The sequence below is a fragment of the Rhodococcus sp. JCM 9793 genome (genome assembly GCF_055380405.1).
Window position 1 is genome coordinate 4,436,548 of record NZ_AP043721.1, and the last position, 21,386, is coordinate 4,457,933.

Annotated in this window: 20 protein-coding genes and 1 tRNA gene; 11 read left to right on the forward strand and 10 right to left on the reverse strand. The window is 66.6% G+C overall.

Annotated elements, in window-relative coordinates; genetic code table 11:
* Positions 1 to 26: 26 nt before the first annotated feature.
* The 3 genes from ACZ46K_RS22620 (at position 27) to ACZ46K_RS22630 (ending at position 1,799) form a co-directional block, all read left to right on the forward strand.
* A complete protein-coding gene (locus tag ACZ46K_RS22620) occupies positions 27 to 866 on the forward strand; it encodes a DUF3105 domain-containing protein (protein ID WP_054806894.1) in 840 nt (279 codons plus the stop codon).
* A gap of 2 nt (positions 867 to 868) precedes the next feature.
* Entirely contained in the window at positions 869 to 1,603 is a 735-nt protein-coding gene (locus tag ACZ46K_RS22625; protein ID WP_464744896.1) for a DUF305 domain-containing protein, read from the forward strand.
* A 120-nt stretch (positions 1,604 to 1,723) separates the two neighbouring features.
* A tRNA-Arg gene (locus ACZ46K_RS22630) sits at positions 1,724 to 1,799 on the forward strand.
* A 54-nt stretch (positions 1,800 to 1,853) separates the two neighbouring features.
* Here the strand turns inward: ACZ46K_RS22630 and ACZ46K_RS22635 are convergent.
* Positions 1,854 to 2,843, reverse strand: coding sequence for an MBL fold metallo-hydrolase (locus ACZ46K_RS22635; protein ID WP_464744898.1), 990 nt, complete (start codon positions 2,841 to 2,843; stop codon positions 1,854 to 1,856).
* 298 nt (positions 2,844 to 3,141) lie between these two features.
* Positions 3,142 to 4,269: a 3'(2'),5'-bisphosphate nucleotidase CysQ gene (locus ACZ46K_RS22640; protein ID WP_054807753.1), complete on the reverse strand. Its 1,128-nt coding sequence runs from the start codon at positions 4,267 to 4,269 to the stop codon at positions 3,142 to 3,144.
* Positions 4,270 to 4,398: 129 nt separating this feature from the next.
* Between ACZ46K_RS22640 and ACZ46K_RS22645 the strand changes: the two genes are divergently transcribed.
* The 3 genes from ACZ46K_RS22645 to ACZ46K_RS22655 are packed head-to-tail and all read left to right on the forward strand — an operon-like array spanning position 4,399 to position 7,514.
* Positions 4,399 to 5,565 (forward strand): hypothetical protein, encoded by a 1,167-nt coding sequence (locus ACZ46K_RS22645; RefSeq protein WP_464744900.1) that lies wholly within the window; start codon positions 4,399 to 4,401, stop codon positions 5,563 to 5,565.
* Positions 5,562 to 6,353 (forward strand): SDR family oxidoreductase, encoded by a 792-nt coding sequence (locus ACZ46K_RS22650; protein WP_464744902.1) that lies wholly within the window; start codon positions 5,562 to 5,564, stop codon positions 6,351 to 6,353. The genes ACZ46K_RS22645 and ACZ46K_RS22650 overlap by 4 nt, the downstream gene beginning before the upstream one ends.
* A 12-nt stretch (positions 6,354 to 6,365) precedes the next feature.
* Positions 6,366 to 7,514, forward strand: coding sequence for a sulfotransferase family protein (locus tag ACZ46K_RS22655; protein ID WP_464744904.1), 1,149 nt, complete (start codon positions 6,366 to 6,368; stop codon positions 7,512 to 7,514).
* Here the strand turns inward: ACZ46K_RS22655 and ACZ46K_RS22660 are convergent.
* Positions 7,499 to 8,068, reverse strand: a complete 570-nt coding sequence (locus ACZ46K_RS22660; RefSeq protein ID WP_464744906.1) for an arsenate reductase/protein-tyrosine-phosphatase family protein — start codon at positions 8,066 to 8,068, stop codon at positions 7,499 to 7,501. The genes ACZ46K_RS22655 and ACZ46K_RS22660 overlap by 16 nt on opposite strands.
* A gap of 231 nt (positions 8,069 to 8,299) precedes the next feature.
* Here ACZ46K_RS22660 and ACZ46K_RS22665 point away from each other — a divergent pair, with 231 nt between their 5' ends.
* On the forward strand, positions 8,300 to 9,313 hold the full coding sequence (locus tag ACZ46K_RS22665) for an ABC transporter substrate-binding protein (RefSeq protein ID WP_464744908.1): 1,014 nt from the start codon (positions 8,300 to 8,302) through the stop codon (positions 9,311 to 9,313).
* A 29-nt stretch (positions 9,314 to 9,342) separates the two neighbouring features.
* A complete protein-coding gene (locus ACZ46K_RS22670; protein ID WP_054810628.1) occupies positions 9,343 to 9,870 on the forward strand; it encodes a MarR family winged helix-turn-helix transcriptional regulator in 528 nt (175 codons plus the stop codon).
* A 62-nt stretch (positions 9,871 to 9,932) separates the two neighbouring features.
* On the opposite strand, the gene ACZ46K_RS22675 is transcribed toward ACZ46K_RS22670, so the two are convergent.
* From ACZ46K_RS22675 to ACZ46K_RS22705, 7 genes are all read right to left on the reverse strand, one after another.
* On the reverse strand, positions 9,933 to 10,709 hold the full coding sequence (locus ACZ46K_RS22675) for an enoyl-CoA hydratase (protein WP_464744910.1): 777 nt from the start codon (positions 10,707 to 10,709) through the stop codon (positions 9,933 to 9,935).
* On the reverse strand, positions 10,706 to 11,614 hold the full coding sequence (gene mmsB, locus ACZ46K_RS22680) for a 3-hydroxyisobutyrate dehydrogenase (protein WP_464744912.1): 909 nt from the start codon (positions 11,612 to 11,614) through the stop codon (positions 10,706 to 10,708). Before mmsB ends, ACZ46K_RS22675 begins: the two co-directional genes overlap by 4 nt.
* Entirely contained in the window at positions 11,615 to 12,676 is a 1,062-nt protein-coding gene (locus ACZ46K_RS22685) for an enoyl-CoA hydratase/isomerase family protein (protein WP_054811024.1), read from the reverse strand.
* Positions 12,673 to 13,827, reverse strand: a complete 1,155-nt coding sequence (locus ACZ46K_RS22690; protein ID WP_464744914.1) for an isobutyryl-CoA dehydrogenase — start codon at positions 13,825 to 13,827, stop codon at positions 12,673 to 12,675. The genes ACZ46K_RS22685 and ACZ46K_RS22690 overlap by 4 nt, the downstream gene beginning before the upstream one ends.
* 12 nt (positions 13,828 to 13,839) lie before the next feature.
* Positions 13,840 to 15,372 carry a CoA-acylating methylmalonate-semialdehyde dehydrogenase gene (locus ACZ46K_RS22695; protein WP_464744916.1) on the reverse strand — a complete coding sequence of 511 codons (1,533 nt, stop codon included), beginning with the start codon at positions 15,370 to 15,372 and terminating at the stop codon, positions 13,840 to 13,842.
* A gap of 141 nt (positions 15,373 to 15,513) precedes the next feature.
* Positions 15,514 to 16,272, reverse strand: a complete 759-nt coding sequence (locus tag ACZ46K_RS22700) for an SWIM zinc finger family protein (protein ID WP_054806460.1) — start codon at positions 16,270 to 16,272, stop codon at positions 15,514 to 15,516.
* Entirely contained in the window at positions 16,272 to 19,151 is a 2,880-nt protein-coding gene (locus ACZ46K_RS22705; protein ID WP_464744918.1) for a DEAD/DEAH box helicase, read from the reverse strand. The genes ACZ46K_RS22700 and ACZ46K_RS22705 overlap by 1 nt, the downstream gene beginning before the upstream one ends.
* Before the next feature lie 50 nt (positions 19,152 to 19,201).
* Between ACZ46K_RS22705 and ACZ46K_RS22710 the strand changes: the two genes are divergently transcribed.
* From ACZ46K_RS22710 to ACZ46K_RS22720, 3 genes are all read left to right on the forward strand, one after another.
* Complete coding sequence (locus tag ACZ46K_RS22710) at positions 19,202 to 20,128, forward strand: NADP-dependent oxidoreductase (RefSeq protein WP_464744920.1); 927 nt, start codon at positions 19,202 to 19,204, stop codon at positions 20,126 to 20,128.
* A gap of 86 nt (positions 20,129 to 20,214) precedes the next feature.
* A complete protein-coding gene (locus tag ACZ46K_RS22715) occupies positions 20,215 to 20,541 on the forward strand; it encodes a hypothetical protein (protein WP_054807675.1) in 327 nt (108 codons plus the stop codon).
* 128 nt (positions 20,542 to 20,669) lie between these two features.
* On the forward strand, positions 20,670 to 21,383 hold the full coding sequence (locus tag ACZ46K_RS22720; protein WP_464744922.1) for an HNH endonuclease family protein: 714 nt from the start codon (positions 20,670 to 20,672) through the stop codon (positions 21,381 to 21,383).
* Positions 21,384 to 21,386 lie beyond the last annotated feature (3 nt).

The window sequence follows — 21,386 nt, forward strand, 5'->3', positions numbered from 1 at the left end:
TCCATCCGTAGAAAGAGCACCCAGCGATGCCCAGCGGTCCGAGCAACGGCAGTTCCGGTAAGAAGAACACCGGCGCCAAATCGTCGAAGGCCATCCAGGCCGCCAAGAAGAACAGCGGCGGGGCCAAGGGCCTCCCGAAGCAGCGTCAGATTCCGTGGGTGACGATCGGTGGCATCATCGCCGTCGTCGCGCTGGTCGCGGTGATCGCGGTCAGCATCATTCCGCGGTACCAGAACCAGCAGGAACTGTCGGCGTGGGCACCGACGGAAGAGAATCAGGATCCGTCGACCGCTATCGACGGTGTCGTGAAAGTCGAGTACCCGGCGGGCCAGCACGTCGCCCCGACCCAGCGGGTCGCCTACGACCAGAGTCCGCCGTTCGGCGGACCTCACGACGCGATCTGGGCCACGTGCACAGGAACCGTGTACGACCAGCCCGTGCGGACCGAGAACATGGTCCACTCCCTCGAGCACGGCGCCGTGTGGATCGCCTACAACCCCGACCTGGTCGACGACGCAACGGTTTCGGCTCTCGAAGCGAAGGTCGACGGTCGCACGTACATGTCGATGTCGCCGTACCCCGGGCTCGACGCACCGATCTCGTTGCAGTCGTGGGGTCATCAGCTCAAGGTCGACAGTGTCGATGACGAGCGGATCGACCACTTCATCGAAGCGTTGCGCCTGAACCGGTACGCCTACCCCGAGGTCGGTGCGAGCTGCTCGACGCTGCCGTCGTCCTTCGATCCGGCGAACCCGCCTCCGTTCGACGCGTCCGCGCCCGGCCCCGACGCGGTGCCGATGGACGGCGGCGCCGTCGACGGCACCGAGCAGGTTCCCGCTGACATGCAGGCCCCGGCCGGGAACTGACGATGAGCGCCTCGGACGATCTGTCGCGCGACTCGGCCGATCCCACACCCGGGATCGGAAACCGCCGGACGCTGCTGGTGCTCGCCGCTGTCGCCGTGCTGGCGGTCGGCTTCCTTCTCGGATTCCTGGCCCGGATCCCCCTGGAGGACTCGAGGCCGGCGGATCCGACGGCCGGTTCGGTCGATGTCGGTTTCTGCCAGGACATGACCGTGCATCACAACCAGGCGATCGAGATGGCGGCGATCGCGGTGACGAGCTCGCAGGACCAGTACGTGCGCAACCTCGCCTACGACATCCTCACGACCCAGCAGAATCAGGTCGGGCAGATGGAGGGCTGGCTCACGATGTGGGGGCAGCCTCCGCTGCCGTCGGGCCCGTACATGGCATGGATGAGCGACCACGGTGGTCATTCGCACGGGGCCACCTCCGACGAGCACGACGACTCCGAGAACATGACGGGGTCCGCGGGGATGACGATGATGCCGGGGATGGCCTCGTCCGAGGATCTCGCGAACCTGCGTGCGGCGACCGGTGTCGAGCAGGACGTGCTGTTCCTGCAGCTGATGCTGCGCCACCACGAGGGCGGACTGCCGATGATGGAATACGGCGCGCAGTACGCGAGTGAATCCGTCGTGCGGGGCCTCGCCCAGAAGATGGTCGACACGCAGACAAGCGAGTCGCAGCTGATGACGTCGATGCTCGCCGAGCGCGGCGCCGAGCCGCTCCCGATGAACTGACAACAGGTCCGAGCGAACTCGTCCGGACCCGTAAACCGGCTCTGACCAGCCGATGTGGTGTTGCGCCGACAATGCGCTAGGCTGGCTCCCGCACCGCTGGTCACCCGGCGGGCCCGGATTGCCCTCGTAGCTCAGGGGATAGAGCGCTTGCCTCCGGAGCAAGAAGTCGCAGGTTCGAATCCTGCCGAGGGCACCACGTCACCCCCCGCTTCGTTCGCGAAGCGGGGGGTGACGTCGTTTCCGGGGGTGCTCAGATGCGCACGAAGCGTGCGGGATGGCTGCCGGGCACGAGCCGGGCGCGCCCCCGCTGGATGAGGTGCCGCAGGTGTGCGGACCCCTCCGACATCGCCATCTGCTTGCCGCGCGCAGGGGTCTCGCCCCACGGCCGGTACCACTTCATGCGGGACGTGGCCTCCCACAGCGTGAGCCCTTCGTCGCCGAGTGAGTCGTACAGGTCGTCGAGTCGCTCTTCGTGGTGTTCGATGAGCGCTGTCGTCCTGGCCGCGAGGTCATCGATGGGTTGCCGGTGCGCGGGAAGTGTTCGCTTCGCGGGGAGCTTTCCGACCGCGTCGAGCGAAGCGAGGAACTCGCCGAGTGCATCGCGTTCGGCGACGGGGAAATCGAATTCACCGACGTGCGGTGTGGTCTTGGCCAGCACGTGGTCGCCGCTGAACAGGATCTCGTGTTCTTCGATGTAGAAACACGCGTGGCCGGGGGTGTGGCCGGGGGTGAACACGGTGCGGAGCGTTCGTCCTGCGAGCGGGATGACCTCGCCGTCGGTGAGTGTGCGATCGGGCTCAGCCTCCGGTTTGCCCTCACCTTTCCCGGAGTCGGCGAGGTACTCCTCGATCTGTTCCGGCGGAGCCCCGGCTATACGCCACTGTTCGACGGCACGGTCGGTCCAGTCCAGGTCGGACATCATGTGGCCGAGTTGCTCGAAGTCGGCTTCGTGCATGCCCACCCAGCATCCGGAAGCCTCCCGGAGCCGGGCGGTCAGGCCGACATGGTCGGGATGGAAGTGGGTGACGACGACGCCTTCGACGTCGGCCACGGACAGCCCCGCGGTCGCGAGGCCCTGTTGCAGCGCGCTCCAGGATGTGTCGTTGTTCCAGCCGGCGTCGATCAGGACCACGCCGCGTGGGGATTCCACCGCGTAGACCTGAGTGTCGCCGACCGGAAGGTCCGCAACGGGAACGGAGATCGCGTGTATTCCATCGCCGATATCGAGTGAAGCTGTCATGGCACCGCCTGATTCTGATTCTGTATTGCTTTGCTCACTATTCGTCTCATTTCGAAACTAGCTCAAAGGTTCAACTCTTTGCCGGACAGGGTTATGAACTGCTCGACATTCTGTGAACAAATGCGAACACACATGATCGAACGTGTTCCACAAGGCGGTCACCGCCACCACGCAGGACAGCCTGGTCGAGGCGAGTTCCCGATGGCTCGGTTCGAGGTCCCGGACGGGTGGACGGCGCAGGGGCCGGCAAGGCGCCCGGAAGGTGCGGCTGCCTGATGAAGAAGCAGACAGGGCTAGCTCATGTGTGTTCACCAGAAGGCAACGGCTCGATGATCGCGACGATCGACCGGATGTCCCCCGCCGGGATATCGAAGTGTTCTGTGATCGACACGGTGGTCACCTCGTTCGGACCGGAGGTGATGTCCAGCAGGAAACGCGCGACGACGTCGTGGTGCCACTCGTGGAACGTCAGGTCCCGCACCCGGCGAAGTTGTCGGTACTCCGCACCGTTTTCGAGGCGGTCGCGTATCTCGATTCCGCTGTTGCCGGTGCGCTGACCGTTCTCGACGCGCCACGCGTCTTCGGCGAGCCGCACGTGTGACGCATCGTGGCTGATCAGCGAGTGAATGTAGGCGCGTGCCATAGCCACCCGCGCGCTGTCGGTGGGCGCATCCGTGTGTTCGGACACGGCCGCCATGAGCGCCGGCGCCCAGTCCGCACGGCAGATCACCAGATCCGGCAGGTACGGGTGGGGCCGGTTGTATTCGAGCGGGCTGCCGTCGATCCGTGCGCAGAACATCCCCGCTGCCTGCGCGACCGCGACGGGCGCCGCCGAATCCCATTCCCACTGGCCCCCGGCATGGACGTACGCGTCGGCCTCACCCCGCACCACAGCCATCGCCTTCGCCCCTGCGGAACCCATCGGTACGAGATCGGCTCCGACCTTGCGCGCAACGTCGCGGATGAACGCGGGCGGGCGGCTGCCGCTGATGACGATGGAGGGACGGTACCGCCCGAGGGGTTCGTGGGCGAGAGCCGGCTCATCGCTCGTCGAGTACACCGCCCCGATGGCGGGCTGCGCGACGGCCGCATCGGTGAGACCCTTCCCCGACTGCCACAACGCAACGTGGACCGCCCAGTCGATGTAGCCGGGCCGACCGTACTCTTTCGAGCCGTCGAGCGGATCGATGATCCACACCCGTTCCGCGTCGACGCGCGCCGCATCGTCGGCGGATTCTTCCGAGAGCACCAGGTCGCCGGGTCGTTCGGCCGCGAGCCGCTCGAGGATGAACGCATTCGCCGCGTGATCGCCGCGCCGTCCGAGTTCTCGTCCATAGTGCTCGTACGGTGCGGCTGCGCGGAGTGTCAGCAACAGTTCTCCTGCGCCCGCGGCGATCTCGGTGGCCAGGGTTGCGTCGTCGGTCATGCACTCACAAAACCACGGTTCCTGCTCCGCCGGATGTTCGACCGTTGACCATGCCCTAGAACACGTTCTATTGTCGGCTCCGGAAGAAGCTCCCACAGCGGTACACATTCGGACCTTCAGGAGACGCGCGTGCTCACCGATCCATTGACAACGGCCATCGCCGAAGCAGAGAAACTCGTGGCCACAGCACCGCACATCCGCACCGAACAGGACCTGACCGAGGGCTACGAATACCTGGCTGGGGGGATCTCTGCGTGCGTCCACGCGGCGTTCGCGCACAGCAGCACTCATCCGACCTTCATCACCGGCACCGGCCCCTACGCCAAGATGGGTCTCGACAATCCCGACACGCTGTATTGGGGCGCCGCGGTGCGCGACAATGCCGAGTACGTCGTCACCGGACGTCGTGGCACCACCTGCGATCTGAGCTTCCAGGTGATGGCCGGAAATTACACCGACGCGAACGTGCCCGGCAATGTGACCGCGTTCGACGATCGCGCGATCACCATCGCCGACGACAACACCTTCGAGGTCCGGTTCGGACCCGGCTCCGCGGATCCCACCCGCAACTACTTCCACCTCGCGCCCGGTTCGTCGCAGCTCGTCGTCCGGGAGGTGTACAGCGACTGGTCCCAGCGTCGCGGGACGCTCCGCATCGATCGGCTCGACACCCTGGGTACGCCCGCACCCGCCCCCACTCGCGACGACGTCACGCGACGGTACGACCGCGCGGCCCGGGCCCTGGTGTCTCGTGTGAAGACATGGCTGCAGTTCCCGCAGTGGTTCTACCTGGACCTTCCCGTCAACACCCTCACCGAACCGCGTCGCACTCCCGGCGGCCTCGACACCCAGTACTCGTCGGTCGGGCACTTCGAGCTGTCCGACGACGAGGCGATGATCATCACCCTGCCCGCCTCCGACGCTCCCTACCTGGGCTTCCAGCTCGGCAGCCTCTGGTATGTCTCGCTCGACTACACAGGCCACCAGACCTCGCTCAACAACTCCCAGGCGCAGGTCGACCCCGACGGGAAGGTCCGGATCGTCGTCTCGCATCGCAATCCGGAGGTGACCAACTGGGTCGAGACCGTCGGTCACGAGCGCGGAATCCTGCAGTTCCGGTGGCAACGTCTCGACCGCCACCCCGAACCAGGCGAGGGACCGGTCGCCGAGGTCGTCGCGTTCGACCGCGTTGCCGAACTGCTTCCCTTCCACCCGTCGAACCGCATCACGCCGGCGGACTGGGCGCTGCGCATCGCCGCGCGCCAGGCCGGTGTGGCAGATCGGATGCTCGCATGAGCGCCCCCGCAGCCCTCCTTCGTGACCGGGTGGTCGTCATCTCGGGTGTCGGCCCCGGTCTCGGCCGTACCCTCGCGGTGCGGTGTGCCGAGCACGGCGCCGATGTCGTTCTGGCCGCCAGAACCCGGGAGCGGCTCGAACAGGTCGCAGCCGAGGTCACCGCGCTCGGTCGTCGCGCGGTGACCGTACCCACCGACATCACCGATGACGACTCGGCCGCCCACCTCGCCGAGGTCGCCGTACAGGAGTTCGGGCGGGTCGACACCCTGGTGAACAACGCATTCTCCATCCCTGCAATGAAACCGTTGGCGCGCACCGATTTTCAACATATCCGCGACAGCGTCGAGTTGACCGTGCTCGGCGCACTGCGCCTGACCCGGCTGTTCACCGATTCCCTCGGACTCTCGAAGGGGTCTGTGGTGAACGTCAATTCGATGGTTCTGCGACATTCCCAGGAGCGCTACGGCAGCTACAAGCTTGCCAAATCCGCTCTCCTCGCAGCGTCACAGTCGCTCGCGACGGAACTCGGACCGCAAGGGATCCGCGTCAATTCCGTTGCCCCCGGATACATCTGGGGCCCGATCCTCCGCGGTTACTTCGAGCATCAGGCCGAGAAGTACGGCATGACCGTCGACCAGATCTACGAGCACACCGCAGCGGCAAGCGACCTGAAGCGACTGCCCACTGTCGAGGACATCGCCGACGCAGTGATCTTCCTGGCGTCACCGATGGCGTCGGCGATCACCGGGCAGTGCCTCGACGTCAATTGCGGCGAATACCACCACTGACGGGGACTGATCATGACGGAACGCACCACGATCGGCACTGCCGAATCGCTCCACGAATCCGCCACTCGCCTGACGGGCCTGACCGATTTCGGGAGCGACAACTACAGCGAGGCGCTCAGCGTCCTGCTCGAGTCGTACGAGCGCGACGAGAAACTCACCCCGCTCGGCAGCAAGATGTCGCGGGTGTTCCTTCGCGGAGCCCTCGTCGCGAGGCTGTTGTCCGAGGCGGCGTGGGCACAGCACCCCGCGCACGCGGACGTCGAGATCACGCGACCGGTCTTCGTCACCGGCCTGCCTCGCACCGGCACCACCGCGCTGCATCGGCTGCTCACCGCCGACCCTGCCCACCAGGGTCTCGAGATGTGGCTGACGGAGATGCCGCAACCGCGCCCGCCCCGCGAGACATGGGCCGACAACCCGGTTTTCGCCGGGGTCGAGGCGGCGTTCTCCCAGCATCACATCGAGCACCCGGAGTTCATGGGGGTGCATTTCATGTCGGCGGCGGAGGTCGAGGAATGCTGGCAACTGCTACGTCAGTCGTTCCTGTCGATCTCGTACGAATCCCTCGCCCACCTGCCGAGCTACTCGCAGTGGCTGGCAGGTCGCGACTGGACGGGGGCGTATGCGCGTCACCGCCGCAATCTCCAGCTGATCGGCCTGCCCGACGCCGACAAGCGGTGGGTGTTGAAGAACCCCAGCCATCTCTTCGCCCTCGACGAATTGCTCACTGTCTATCCGGATGCCCTCGTCGTGGTCACCCACCGCGACCCGCGCACCGTCATTCCGTCCGTCTGCAGCCTTGCCGCCCAGGCGACCGCCGGATGGTCGGAGACGTTCGTCGGCGACACCATCGGCCGCAGCCAACTCGATCTGTGGGCACGGGGTTACACGACATTCACCGAGGCTCGCACGCGACACGACCGCGCACAGTTCGTCGACGTCGATTACCGGGACTTCGTCGCTGATCCGCTGGCTACGGTCGGGGGCATCTACGACCGGCTCGGCACCGATCTCAGCGCCGATGCGGAGCGTGCGATGGCATCGATGCACGCGGAGAGCCGCAGCGGAGCACGCAAGCCCGCGCACCGGTACACCCTCGAGGAGTTCGGGTTGCGCGCCGAGGACGTCGACGAACGTTTTCCCGACTACGCATACCGGTGAACGCGCCACCCGGCGAGAGCCGGATCGTTCCCGGCGTGGCGCGTGGTGAGGATGTCGAGCAACGGAAACAGATCCGCAGCGATGCGGTCGCCCGTCTCGACAAATTTTCGCTCCGACAGCCCCACCGGGTCGGGGATCCCCGGAATTCCCTCGGTATCGCTGGTGGACCGGTAGGCGTCGAGCCGGGCAACGGTGTCGGCTCCGGTCACGACGGCGATCCGGTGCGCCTCGGTGAGAGTGAACGACTTCATCGATGACCCTGCTGCCAGCGTGGCGACCCGGTCGCGCTGGTCCTCGGTCATGGTGAGCACCAGCTCTGCCCGTGCGATCATGTCCGCGTCGACCCGGCGTGCTCGCCGTTCGGTCACGACGCCGCCCAGTCCCTCGATCACCGCGGCAGCACGCGGTTCGATCGGGAAACCGACGAGTGCCCGCGTCCCTGCACTCTCTGCGGTGAGGTCACCGATCCGTCGTTCTGTGGCGTACGCGAGCGTGAGCCGCTCTGCAATCACCGAGCGGCACACGTTCCCGCTACAGACGAACAAGATGTGCACCCGCGTACTGTAACCCGGACAATTTCACGTCTGACGTGCGCAGATGATCGTCACCGTGCGTGCATCCTCCGTTCACCGGGACAACACCTGCACGTCACCGAGCGCGGTTTCGGGGCCGGCGGGTATACGCCCGCGCGCCCGCGCCTCCTCCAGTGGGACCGGGGTGGTGCATCCCATGGGCACTTCGGTTAGCCTGGCCTTCTCGCGGAGACTCCGCGCTCAGGAGGTGTCGTGCACGTGTCGCGTCGAAGAAGAATCATCCCGCTGTGCGCCGCTGTACTCACAGCGTTTGCGTTGACAGCCTGCGCACAGGATTCCGGAACCGCCGCCGAGACGAGTTCTGAAGAGCAGAGCTCGGCGCAGGAGACCCGCGCTGTGGCAACGCCCATGGGCGAGGTGGAGATTCCGGCGGACGCGCAACGCGTCGTCGTACTGAACTACGCGCTGGCCGGCTACCTCTATCACCTCGATGTTCCCGTCGTCGGCGTCACACCCGAAGATGCGAACCAGGCATCCGGCACCTTCTCCGAATTCTGGGCGGAGGACGCCGAAGCGGCCGGAACAGAATTCCTTCCCTGGACCGTGGACGGTTTCGACGTCGAGGCAGTCGCGGCGATACAACCGGATCTCATCATCGCCGGAGGAATCGGTTTTCCCTACCTGCAGGCCACCGAAGCCTACGACGACCTCTCGACGGTCGCTCCGACGGTGCTGGTCGACAAGGAGTTCCAGACCTGGCAGCAGCAGTTCGGTTTCCTTGCCAACGATGTGTTCGACAAGCCCGAAGTGCTGGACGACCTGACTCAGGCCTATGAGGACCGCAAGGTGGAGGTGGCGGACGCACTCACCCTGCCGCCCAACCCGGTCTCCTATCTCGCTATCACTTCCGATGGCACGCCCTATGTGCTCATCGAAGACATGGGCCTGCCTGCGGAACTCGCCGAGCTCGGATTCGAGCCGGCTCCCGTGTTCGCGAACAGCGGCGCCGAGCCCTACACAACCGGCGGCGATATGTTCGAGTCCTCGCTCGAAACGATCGGACAGGTGCTGACCACCCCGACGGTGTTCGTCACCGGCTTCAACGGGCCCGGCCCGAGCGCGGCGGAACTGTCGGAGAACCCCGTGTACGCCGGCCTTCCCGCGTTCCAGGCCGGGAACGTCTACGACATCCCGTACTGGGCGATTCGCGCCGACTACGACGAGTCGATGGCATTTCTCGACCACCTCGAGGAGCAGTTCGCCTGACGAGTGTTCCGGCGTGGGATGATCGGGGCATGCCCGCACCACTTCCGCTCGACCCCATCGCCGAAGCCCACCGCCAGTGGACCCTCCACGGCTGGGGCGAGGTCGCCGACGGCATGGCCGCCGTGACCTCGGTGATGCGGGCACAGCAGATCATGATCGCCCGCGTCGAAGAGGTCCTCAAGCCGTTCGGCCTGACCTTCGCACGCTACGAGCTGCTGACGTTGCTGCACTTCACGAAGTCGGGAGCGCTTCCGATGGCCAAGGCGAGCGCACGCCTGCAGGTGCACCCGACCAGCGTCACCAACGCCGTCGACCGGCTCGAGACCGCCGGCCTCGTTCGACGTACTCCACACCCGAGTGATCGTCGCGCCACGTTGATCGAATTGACCGACGCGGGGCGCGCGCTCGCCATCGAAGCGACCGAGAAGCTCAATGCCGAGGTGTTCGCGCGTCCGGGCATCCCGGAAGCAGACCTCGACGAACTGCTCCGAATTCTGTCCGTGATGCGCCATGACGCAGGAGATTTCGACACGGGCGGCGCACCGACGAAGTGGTGAACGAACAGTGAGGGCCGCCCCGGTCGGGGCGGCCCTCACTCGTCTCTACCGAACTCGCTCGGTCAGGCGTTCTTGAACTCCGGTGCGCGCTTCTCGACGAACGCGGCCATGCCTTCTTTCTGGTCGGCGGTGGCGAACGTCGAATGGAACACGCGGCGTTCGAATTTCACACCCTCGGCGAGTGTGGTCTCGAACGCACGGTTCACCGCTTCCTTGGCCATGATCGCGACGGGCAACGACATCGAGGCGATGGTCGTCGCCGTCTCGAGCGCGGCGTCGAACAGCTCGGCCACCGGCACGATCCGAGACACCAGCCCCGCCCGTTCGGCTTCCTCGGCGTCCATGTTGCGGCCGGTCAGGATCATCTCCATCGCCTTGGCCTTGCCCACGGCACGGGTCAGGCGCTGCGAGCCACCGATACCCGGGATGACGCCGAGCTTGATCTCGGGCTGCCCGAACTTCGCGGTATCGGAGGCGATGATGAAGTCGCACAGCATCGCGAGCTCGCAGCCGCCACCGAGCGCGAATCCGGAGACCGCGGCGACGATCGGGGTGCGTGCCGCAGACAGGCGGTCCCACTCGGAGAAGAAATCCTCCGCATAGACCTCACTGAACGTCTTGGGGGCCATCTCCTTGATATCGGCGCCGGCGGCGAAGGCCTTCTCCGAACCGGCGAGCAGGATCGCCCCGATCTCGGCGTCGGCGTCGAACTCCTCGACGGCCGCCACGACCTCGTGCATCAACTGGCTGTTGAGGGCATTGAGCGCCTTGGGCCGGTCGAGCGTGATGATGCCGACGCGGCCCTTACGGTCGACCAGGATGGTCTCGAACTCGCTCACTTGCTGTCCTCTTCTGTCGAACGGGTACGGATGTCGTTGATGATCGCAGAGAAGTCGAGACCACCACCGCCACCCTCGTTGAACCGGTGGTAGAGCTCCGCCGCGCGCAACCCGAGTTCGGCATCGACACCGTTGGTGCGCACCGCATTCGAGGCCAGACCGAGGTCCTTGTCCATGAGCGCGACGGCGAATCCGGGTTGGTAGTCGTTGTTGGCGGGTGTCGTCGGCACCGGACCGGGCACCGGGCAGTTGCTCGTGAGCGCCCAGCACTGACCCGACGCGTTGGACGCGACGTCGAACAAGGCCTGGTTGTCGAGGCCGAGCTTCTCGCCGAGCACGAATGCCTCGCTGATCGCGATCATCGACACGCCCAGGATCATGTTGTTGCAGATCTTCGCGGCCTGGCCGTTGCCCGCGCCGCCGCAGTGCACGACCTTGCGACCCATGACCTCGAGCAGCGGCGCAGCCGAGCCGAAATCCGCCTCGGAGCCACCGACCATGAACGCGAGAGTGCCCGCGGTCGCACCGGCCACACCGCCGGACACGGGCGCGTCGATGGCACGATGCCCTGCCGCCTGCGCGCGGGACGCGGCCTCACGAGCATCTGCGACGTCGATGGTGGAGCTGTCGACGAACAGGGTGTCGGCCTTCGCGGTGGACAGGATCTCGTCGTAGAGGTCCAGCACGAGCTTGCCGTTGGGCAGCATGGTGACGACGACGTCCGCACTGCCCACGGCCTCGACCGCCGAGGCGACGACGGCGAGGCCGTCCCTGGTGGCCTGTTCCTGCGCGGCGGGGACCGGATCGAACCCGGTCACGGAATAGCCGGCCTTCACCAGGTTCGCGGCCATCGGGCCGCCCATGTGCCCGAGGCCGAGGAAAGCCACGCTGGGGAGAGTGCTCATCTATCGATCTCCTTCGTCGGCGGCGAGCCCGAGTTCGAGATCGCCGAGCGGCTGGAAGTACGCGTCGACGTCGGCAGCGGTGACGTCGGCGAGGGTCGCCGGGGACCACGCGGGGTTGCGGTCCTTGTCCACCACCTGCGCGCGGATACCCTCGACGAGATCGTGCGATTTCAACGACGCGAGCGACACGCGGTACTCCTCGTCGAGGACCTCTTCGAGGGAGCCGAGCTGCCGGGCGTGCCGCAACGACCGCAGCGTGGCCTTCAGCGCGGCGGGCGACTTGCCGAGGATCGTCTCGGCCGTCGCCTGCGCTTCGGGAACGTCACTGGCGCGAAGCCGTTCGACGATCTCCTCGACGGTGTCGGCGGAGTACGCCGCGTCGATCCAGCTCTGCTGCGCGAGCAGGTCCGATTCCGGTGCGGGCCGTGCATATTCGGCAAGCGCGTCGTCGACCGAACCGGATTCGAGTGCGGCGCCGAACTTGTCGAGCGTCTCGGACGGAACGAAGTGGTCGGCGAATCCGAGTGCGATCGCGTCGCCGGCCTTCATCCGTCCCGTGGTCAGGGCGATATGGGTGCCGAGTTCACCCGGTGCACGGGAGAGCAGGTAGGTGCCACCGACATCGGGAACGAACCCGATTCCGACCTCGGGCATTGCAAGAGAGGAGCGTTCGGTGACGATCCGCACGTTGCCGTGCGCCGAGATTCCGATGCCGCCGCCCATCACGATGCCGTCCATGATCACGACGTACGGCTTCGAGTAGCGACCGATCGCGGCATTGAGGACGTACTCGTCACGCCAGAAGTCCTGTGTGCCGGTGCCGCCGTCCTTCGCGTCGTGATAGATCGCGACGATGTCGCCGCCGGCGCACAGGCCACGTTCGCCCGCACCGGCGACCACGACGGCACGGATCGTGTCGTCGGTGGACCACTCGAGCAGCGCCTCGGCCATCGCCTGGACCATGGTGTGGTTGAGTGCGTTGATCGCCTTGGGCCGGTTCAGAGTGATCCGGCCGAGCCCGTTCTTCGCCTCGATGAGGATTTCGGGTTCGTTCCCCGTCATGCCGCTCCTGTCTGCGCCGCCGCCACCACGCTGCGCGCGATGACCAGCCGCATGATCTCGTTGGTTCCTTCCAGGATCTGGTGAACGCGCAGATCTCGCACGATCTTCTCGATCCCGTACTCGGCAAGGTAACCGTATCCGCCGTGCAACTGCAGGGCCTCGTTCGCCGCGGCGAAACCCGCGTCGGTCGCGAACCGCTTCGCCATCGCACAGAGTTCCACGACGTCGGCGGCCTCGGTGTCGAGGGCGTCGGCGGCCCGCCACAACAGGGTGCGTGCGGCTTCGAGTTCGGTGCGCATGTCGGCGAGCCGGAACTGCAGTGCCTGCGACTCGAGCAGCCGCTCGCCGAACGCCTTGCGCTCGGCGAGGTACGCGACCGTGCGGTCGAGGGCGGTCTGGCCGCCACCGACCGAGCACGCGGCGATATTCAAGCGTCCGCCGTTGAGTCCGTGCATCGCGATCCGGAAGCCGCCACCTTCCTCGCCGAGGAGATTCTCGGCGGGGACGCGGGCGTCTTCGAAGATCACCTGACGGGTGGGCTGAGCGTTCCAGCCCATCTTCTTCTCGTTGGCACCGAACGACAGACCCGGTGTGTCCTTCGGGATGACGAACGCGGAGATTCCGCGCGCGCCGGTGTCGCCGGTGCGGGCCATCACCACGTATACGTCGGATGTGCCCGCGCCCGAGATGAACTGCTTGACGCCGTTGAGTACGTATTCGTCGCCGTCACGCACCGCCCTGGTACTCAGGGCGGCAGCATCCGAACCGGCACCCGGCTCGGTGAGGCAGTAGCTGCCGAGGTGTTCCATCGAGCACAGGCTCGGCAGCCAGCGGCGCCGTTGCTCGTCGTTGCCGTACTTGTCGATCATCCACGCCACCATGTTGTGGATGGAGATGTAGGCGGCGATCGACGGGCAACCCTTGGCGAGTTCCTCGAAGATGCGGACGGAGTCGAGGCGTCGCAGCCCGGATCCGCCGACGTCCTCACGGATGTAGATTCCGCCCATGCCGAGTGCTGCGGCCTTGCGCAGCACGTCCACCGGGAAGTGCTTCTCCTGATCCCATTCGACCGCGTTCGGGGCCAGGTACTCGGTGGCGAAGTCGCGGGCGGTGTCGCGGATGGCCCGGTCGTCGTCGGTGAGTGCGAACATTGTCGATGCCGCCTAGTCCATGGTCGGGATGACGAAGTGGTCGGTGTCGCCCCCGTGGGCACCCTCGAGGTCGCCCTCCTTGACACCGGAGGGGAAGCGCTGCGTGACGGTCTTGGTCTTGGTGTAGAAGCGGAAAGCATCGGGGCCGTGCTGGTTGAGGTCGCCGAAGCCGGATGCCTTCCAGCCGCCGAATGTGTAGTACGCGATCGGGACGGGGATCGGGACGTTGACGCCGACCATGCCGACCTCGACGCGGCGAGTGAAGTCGCGGGCGGTGTCGCCGTCGCGGGTGAAGATCGCAACGCCGTTGCCGTATTCGTGTTCGGTGGGCAGACGCAATGCTTCCTCGTAGTCGGCGGCGCGTACGACTGTCAGGACGGGCCCGAAGATCTCTTCGAGGTAGATCGACATACCGGGGGTGACCTTGTCGAACAGGGTGGGGCCGGAGAAGAAGCCGTTCTCGTGACCCGCGAGGACGAAATCACGACCGTCGACGACGAGCTCGGCACCTTCCTCGACGCCCTTGGCGATGTAGCCGTGGACGCGGTCGCGTGCGGCGGCCGTCACGAGCGGACCGAAGTCGGCCTTCTCGTCGGTACCGGGACCGACGCGCAGATCGGCGATACGTTCGGTGAGCTTGGCGACGAGCCGGTCCGCGGTCTCCTCACCGACGGGCACCGCGACGGACAAGGCCATGCAGCGTTCGCCTGCGGCCCCGTACGCGGCGCCGACGAGCGCATCAGCGACCTGGTCCATGTCGGCGTCGGGCATGATGATCGCGTGGTTCTTGGCGCCGCCGAAGCACTGGGCGCGCTTGCCGTTCTTCGCGGCGGTCTCGTAGATGTCCTGCGCGATCGGCGTGGACCCGACGAACCCGACGGCCTTGATGCGCGGATCTTCGAGCAGGACGTCGACGGATTCCTTGTCGCCGTTGACGACGTTGAACACCCCGGCGGGCAGGCCCGCTTCGAGGAACAGTTCCGCCAGACGCAGCGGCACCGAGGGGTCACGCTCGGAAGGCTTGAGGACGAACGCATTGCCACTGGCGAGGGCCGGGCCGGCCTTCCACAGCGGGATCATCGCGGGAAAGTTGAACGGGGTGATGCCTGCGACGACACCGAGGGGTTGGCGCATCGAGTAGACGTCGATGCCGGTGCCGGCGGAGTCGGTGAATTCACCCTTGAGCATGTGTGCTGCACCGAGGCAGACCTCGATGACTTCGAGCCCTCGCTGGACGTCGCCGCGCGCATCGGGGATGGTCTTGCCGTGCTCGCTCGAGAGCAGCGCAGCGAGTTCGTCCATGTTGTCCTGCACGAGTTGGACGAATCGCATCAGCACACGGACCCGCTTCTGCGGGTTCCACGAGCCCCATTCCTTCTGCGCCTCTTCGGCGTTCGTGATGGCGGCCTCGACCTCCGCCTTCGTGGCGAGCGGGACGCGTGCCTGGACTTCACCGGTGCTGGGTTCGAAGACGTCCCCGAATCGTCCGGACGTCCCGGCGACATGCTCGCCGCCGATGAAATGGGTGAGTTCTCGAACGCTCATGTCGACCAGTCCTTTGAGATAGTTGTGTCGATGACCTAGGCGCAGCCGCAGACCACACCCGGAAGTCTTCGACCATCCTATAGTTGGAAGTCCATGTATGTCTACCGTCACATTCCGGACCACCGCGAGCCGAGCAGCAGATCAGCGCAAACGACGGTACAGATCCCCGAGGTCGGACATACCCCGGATCACCACGGCTTCATCGGTTCCGCCAGCTCGCAACGCGCGGCGCAACAACATCGGATCCAGGTCGTCGAGGGCCGGCCGGAAGCGCTCGACCGGCAGCTCCGGTAGTTCGGTGTCGTCGCCGTAGAAGTCGCCGTCGTCGGGCGCCTCTTCCTCCACCCCGCCGATGAGCATCGACAGGTCGACCCCGCGCAGCCTCAGGACCGACAAGGGATTCTCATCGATGTGTTCGGCCAACAGGAATGCCACCGCCGCCGCGTGCTTGCACGGCCAGCCGTCGTCGGGGCACGTGCAGTCGAAGTCGAGTTCGCCCGCGCGGCGGGGCAGCAGCAACGGTCCGAGTTCTTCGGGGAGCACTCCCCCGGCCAGGCGCGCGAGTAGCCCGGGCGACGAACGCACCTGCTCGATCAGCTCACCGACGGCATCCTCGGACAGTGTGCGCACCGTGACGGTGGACGTGAAGGGGCGCAGCTGACTGCCCTGCACCTCGCCGATCGCCGCGCCGGGTTCGAGTCGCATCGACACCACTTGACCCGAGCGCGCGTACGCCCGCCCCCGGGTCAGCCGCCCCTTGTCGGCCACCTGTTCCATCGCCGTGATCAATTCCTTCGACCACCAGCTGCGGCCGATCGCACCACGTTTGGTGCGCGCCTCGACGCCGTGCACCGCCGGTCCGGCGACGCCGTACTGCCCCGCATTCTTCCGGCCCGCCATCAGTCACCCACCGCGTCGGCACCGAGGGTCAGCAGCGAGTGCAACTGATCCGTGGACAGTTCGGTGATCCAGCTCTCCCCCACCCCGACCGCGAGGTCGGCGAGTTCCTGCTTCCCTGTGAGCATTTCATCGATCCGTTCTTCGACTGTCCCCACACACACCAGCTTGCGCACCTGCACGTTGCGGCGTTGCCCGATACGGAAGGCTCGGTCGGTCGCCTGGTTCTCGACGGCCGGGTTCCACCACCGATCCAGGTGGACCACGTGGTTGGCAGCCGTCAGGTTCAGACCCGTGCCGCCTGCCTTGAGCGACAGCAGCATGATCGGTGGACCCGCGTCCTCCTGTTGGAACCGGGCGACCATGTCGTCGCGCTTTCCCTTCGGCACACCGCCGTGCAAGAACGGCACCTCTGCGGCGAACCGCTGCTCGAGATAGGGCGCGATCAGCGTGCCGAATTCACGGAACTGCGTGAACAACAGGATCTTCTCACCGTCGGCGAGCACCGATTCGACGATGTCCTCGATCAACCCGAGTTTGCCCGACCGGTGCCGGCCACGGCGCAACACGGACGACCCGTCGCCGAGATAGTGGGCGGGATGGTTGCACACCTGTTTGAGACGAGTCAGCGCCGCCAGCACCGCGCCCTTCCGGGCCATTCCCTCCTTGTCACGGATCTTGCGCATCATGTCGTCGACGACAGCCCGGTACAGCGCGGCCTGTTCCGCGGTGAGGTTGGCGCGGACGGTCTGCTCGAACTTCTCGGGCAGATCGGAGATCACGTCGGGATCGGTCTTGACCCGCCGCAACACGAATGGCGCTGTCAAGGCGCGCAGTCGCGCCGCAGCCGCCGAGTCGTGGTCGCGTTCGATCGGCACCGCGAACTTCGCCCGGAAACCAGCGGCGGTGCCGAGCAACCTGGGGTTCGCGAAATCGAGGATCGACCGGAGCTCCTCGAGTCGGTTCTCGACCGGGGTGCCGGTGAGCGCGATGCGATGTGCCGCAGGAATCGCGCGGGTAGCCCGTGACTGTCCGGTGCTCGCGTTCTTCACATGCTGAGCTTCGTCGAGCACGATCCGCCGCCAGGACAACTCCACCAGCTGCGCACTATCGCGCGCCACGATCGCGTACGTGGTGATCACCAGGTCGTGATCGGCGACCTCGGCAGCAAGCGCGTCGCCACGCAGACGCTGGGAGCCGTGGTGGACGTATACGCGCAGCCCGGGAACGAACCGTTCGGCTTCCCGATGCCAGTTGCCGACGACGGACATCGGACACACCAGCAACGTCGGTGCCGAGCCTGCAGTACGCGAACCGGCAGTCAGCGAACCGGCCGCCTGTGCCACCTCGTTTTCATGCGCGAGCAGCGCGAGAACCTGCACGGTCTTGCCCAGGCCCATGTCGTCGGCGAGCACCGCACCGAGACCGAGCCGGGTCATGAACGCGAGCCAGTCGAGTCCCCGCTGCTGATAGGGGCGCAGTTCGGTGCGCAGGTCCTTCGGCACCGACACCGGCTCCGGATGTACCTGGCCGTCGAGCAGGGTCTCGACCCACCCGGTCGCGGCGATGTCGGTGACCTCGACCGGAGGCGGATCATCGCCGGTGAACTGCGCAAACAGTGAACCGAGCGACCCGTCCTTCTCGGAATGAGCTTTGACGTACTTGGCGGCGCGCGCGAGCGCCTCCTTGTCGGCGCGAACCCATTTACCGCGCAACTTCACAAGATCGCTGTTCGCGGCGACAAGATCTTCCATCTCGGAATGCGTGAGCAGCATGTCGCCGACGGCGAGCTGCCACTCGTAGGAGACGATCGCGTTCATCCCCACCGAGCTCTCGTCGGCGGTCACCGGCGCGACCGACGAATGCACATCCAGGCGTAGCGACGGGTCGACCGTGGCCCACGCCCTCGGCAGCAGCAGCGACACACCGGCTGTGTGCAGTGCGCGCGCGCCGTGCTCCACCAGATCGATCACGACCGGGGTGGGCAACAGCAGGTCGAGTGTGTCGGGGTCGCGCGGGACGTCCTGCAGTCGCGGGTACGCGTTGAGGGCAGCTCCGAGCTTGCGGACACCGATCTGGAGCAGGTGCGCGTCGGTCGATTCCACCGGCAGCGGAACCGGCGACTGCCCCTCCGTACGCAAGCACACTTCGAGACGCCAGAGAGCGTCGGCACCGACGGCTGCGTCATCGTCGTCATCGGGCTCCACGAGGCGAAGCACGAGGTCGGGTTCGAATCCTGCGAGACTGGCCCGCCATTCGTCGAGAGCATCGGCCATGCGTTGACTGCCGCGCGGGTGCGGGGTGGCTTCGGCCAGCGCGGCGACGAGGGGGTGCAGAGACGTCGACGGCCTGTGCAGACCCCGGACGATCGGGTCGGTCAGCTCGGCGCACATGTCGTCGAGTAGTGCGACGGGACGGCCGAGCTGCCGTTGGACCGGCGGCATCGCCGCAGCGAGCTCCGCAAGCCACGCCCGCGTCTTCTCGCCGCCGAGAAGCCTCCACCGCGCCCACCACTGCTTCTCCGCGCGCACCAGCTCGGGCGCGACGCGGCCGGCCTGAGCCCATCGTTCGATGCCGCGCGCCACGTGCACGAGGAATCGCAGGTCGCCCGCAATGCCCTCGGCACGGCGTGGGATGTCGAGCAGGAGCTCGGCCGCGTCCGGCGGTGCGATGGCAACGGCGGGCAGGGTGCGCGGTTCCGTGTCGCCGGGCAGTGTCAGCTCGACCCGGTGCCGGAACGGCCGGTCGGTCCACCTGCGCAGCGCCGACGGCAGCTCCGCGTCGTCGGCAGAGACGGCAGGGACGGCAGCTGCGGCCGGTTCGTCCGGTTCGCGCCACAGCACCAGGCCCGATCCAGGTGACCAGAGCCCGTGCAAGAACATCCCTATATGGTGCCAGCCCCCGCCGACGTCCGAAGTGGCAGGCTGTGAAGATGGCGATTGCGTATGGATTCTCGGAATACGGCGGACCCGACACCCAACAGGTCTTCGACGTGGAAGTACCCCGGCCGGGGCCAGGTCAGCTCGTCGTCGCGGTGCACGCTGCCGGGGTGAATCCGGCCGACTGGAAGGTGCGGGCGGGCACTCGCAAGGACACCGTTCCGGTGACCTTGCCCGCCGTCCTCGGACGCGAGGTGTCCGGTGTTGTCACAGCGGTGGGTGAGAACGGAAGGGGTTTCGTGGTCGGTGATGCCGTATTCGGGTCGACCGCCACCGGCTTCGGCGGTTACGCCGAGTACACGGTGCTCAACGCCGACAGCGCTGCACACAAGCCCGAAGGCCTCGCGTTTGCCGCCGCCGCGACCATTCCCGTCGCTGCCGGCACCGCGCTGGACATCGTCGAACAGCTCGAGATCGTCGACGCAGATACCGTGCTCGTGCTCGGTGCGGGCGGTGGCGTCGGCTCCGCCGTCACCCAGCTGGCCCACGTACAGGGGGCGGCGGTGCTCGGTGTCGCGAGTGCAGGCAAGACAGACCTGGTGGAGGCCAACGGTGGTATCTGGATCGAGTCCGGCCCCGGCAGCGAAGAGCGGATCGTCGCGGCCGGTGAGAGCGCGGGGAAGGTGACGGCGATCGTCGATCTGGTGGGCGGGGACGTCCTGGCACGCGCGGCTGCCGCATGCGGACCCGATGTACGTCTGATCAGCGTCGCCGATCCTGCGCGCGCGTCGGACCTCGGCGGTTCGGGCGTCGACCGCCGCCGCACCACCGAGGTGTTCGCACGTATCGCGGCGCTCGTCGAATCGGGTGTGCTCGATCCGAGGATCGAGCACACCTTCCCGCTCGACGAGGCCGGACGCGCGCTGGCGCTCGTCGAAGGCGGTCATGCGCGCGGCAAGGTGGTCTTGAAAGTCCGTTGAGCACTCCGGCCCTGAGCGCTCTCGACTCAGCGTCCTCTGGACCGGGGCCCCTGGATCGGAACGCGTGGGCGGAGGAGTATGGGCGTATGTCCGTCCTGATCCAGGTTCTCGAGCAGACGCACAGTGCTCACACTCCGTGGGAACAGGTGAAGTACGCGTTCATCGACTGGGACCACGTCACCACATTGCGGCTCGACGGCCAGTGCGGGGTGTGGCTCGACGGCACCAAACATGGTGAGTCGCACCGGCTCGCCGCGACCGCCAGTCCCGAGGAAGCGATCTTCTTCCTACTCAGGGTCTACGACCGGATCGCCGAGTGCCGCCAGTCCGGTGGTTCGTGGATCGTCGGACACGACGGCCGCACCGTCGCTTCCATCCGCGCGACACGTTTCCCGTTGACCACCGAGAGCTGACCTCCGCTGCGCTCCGGCGGTCGGGGTCGCTGCCGCGTAGATGGGTCCGTGCTCACGCCACGACGCGCGCGTGAATCCATGGAGCGCGCGAAGACGATACCCCGACGCGGACCTGCCATGATCACCCGATGCGCGGTGGGAACGCCAAGTGGTGGGTGCCGGTGGTGGTGATCGCAATGATCGTGTCCTGGTGGTTCGACCCTTCGCCACAGACGGCGGATCCCGCCCCGGGCAGTCCGTCGCGCGCCCTGATCGACGAGTTGCTCGAAGCGGTGACGGTGGTTGCTGTGCGGCCGCACCCCGGTGGATACGAGCGCGACTGTGGAGGCGGCGGCAGGTGCGTCTTCGGGGAGGCGTGGACCGACGAACACCCCGGACCGGGCGGGCACGACGGCTGCGACACTCGCAACAACGTCCTCGCGCGAGACCTGCGCGGCGTCGTGTTCCGGCCGGGCAGCGACAACTGCATCGTCACTGCCGGAACACTCGACGACCCGTACACCGGTGCGCGGGTGCATTTCCAGCGCGCACACGCGAATGCGGTGCACATCGACCACATCTATCCGCTCGCGGCAGCGTGGGATCACGGTGCCGCGAGCTGGCCTGCCGAGTTGCGGCGACAATTCGCGAACGACGTGGTGTACAACCTGATTGCCGTCGACGGCGCCGCGAACATGACCAAACGAGATCACACTCCCGCCGCGTGGCTACCACCCGCCACCGGCTACCGATGCTGGTTCGCAGGCAAGTACCTGACGGTAGCGCTGAGATACGAGTTGCCGATCACCGTGGAGGATCACGGCGCCCTCACCGACGCAGCGGAGACGTGCCCGCAGTCGTGATCG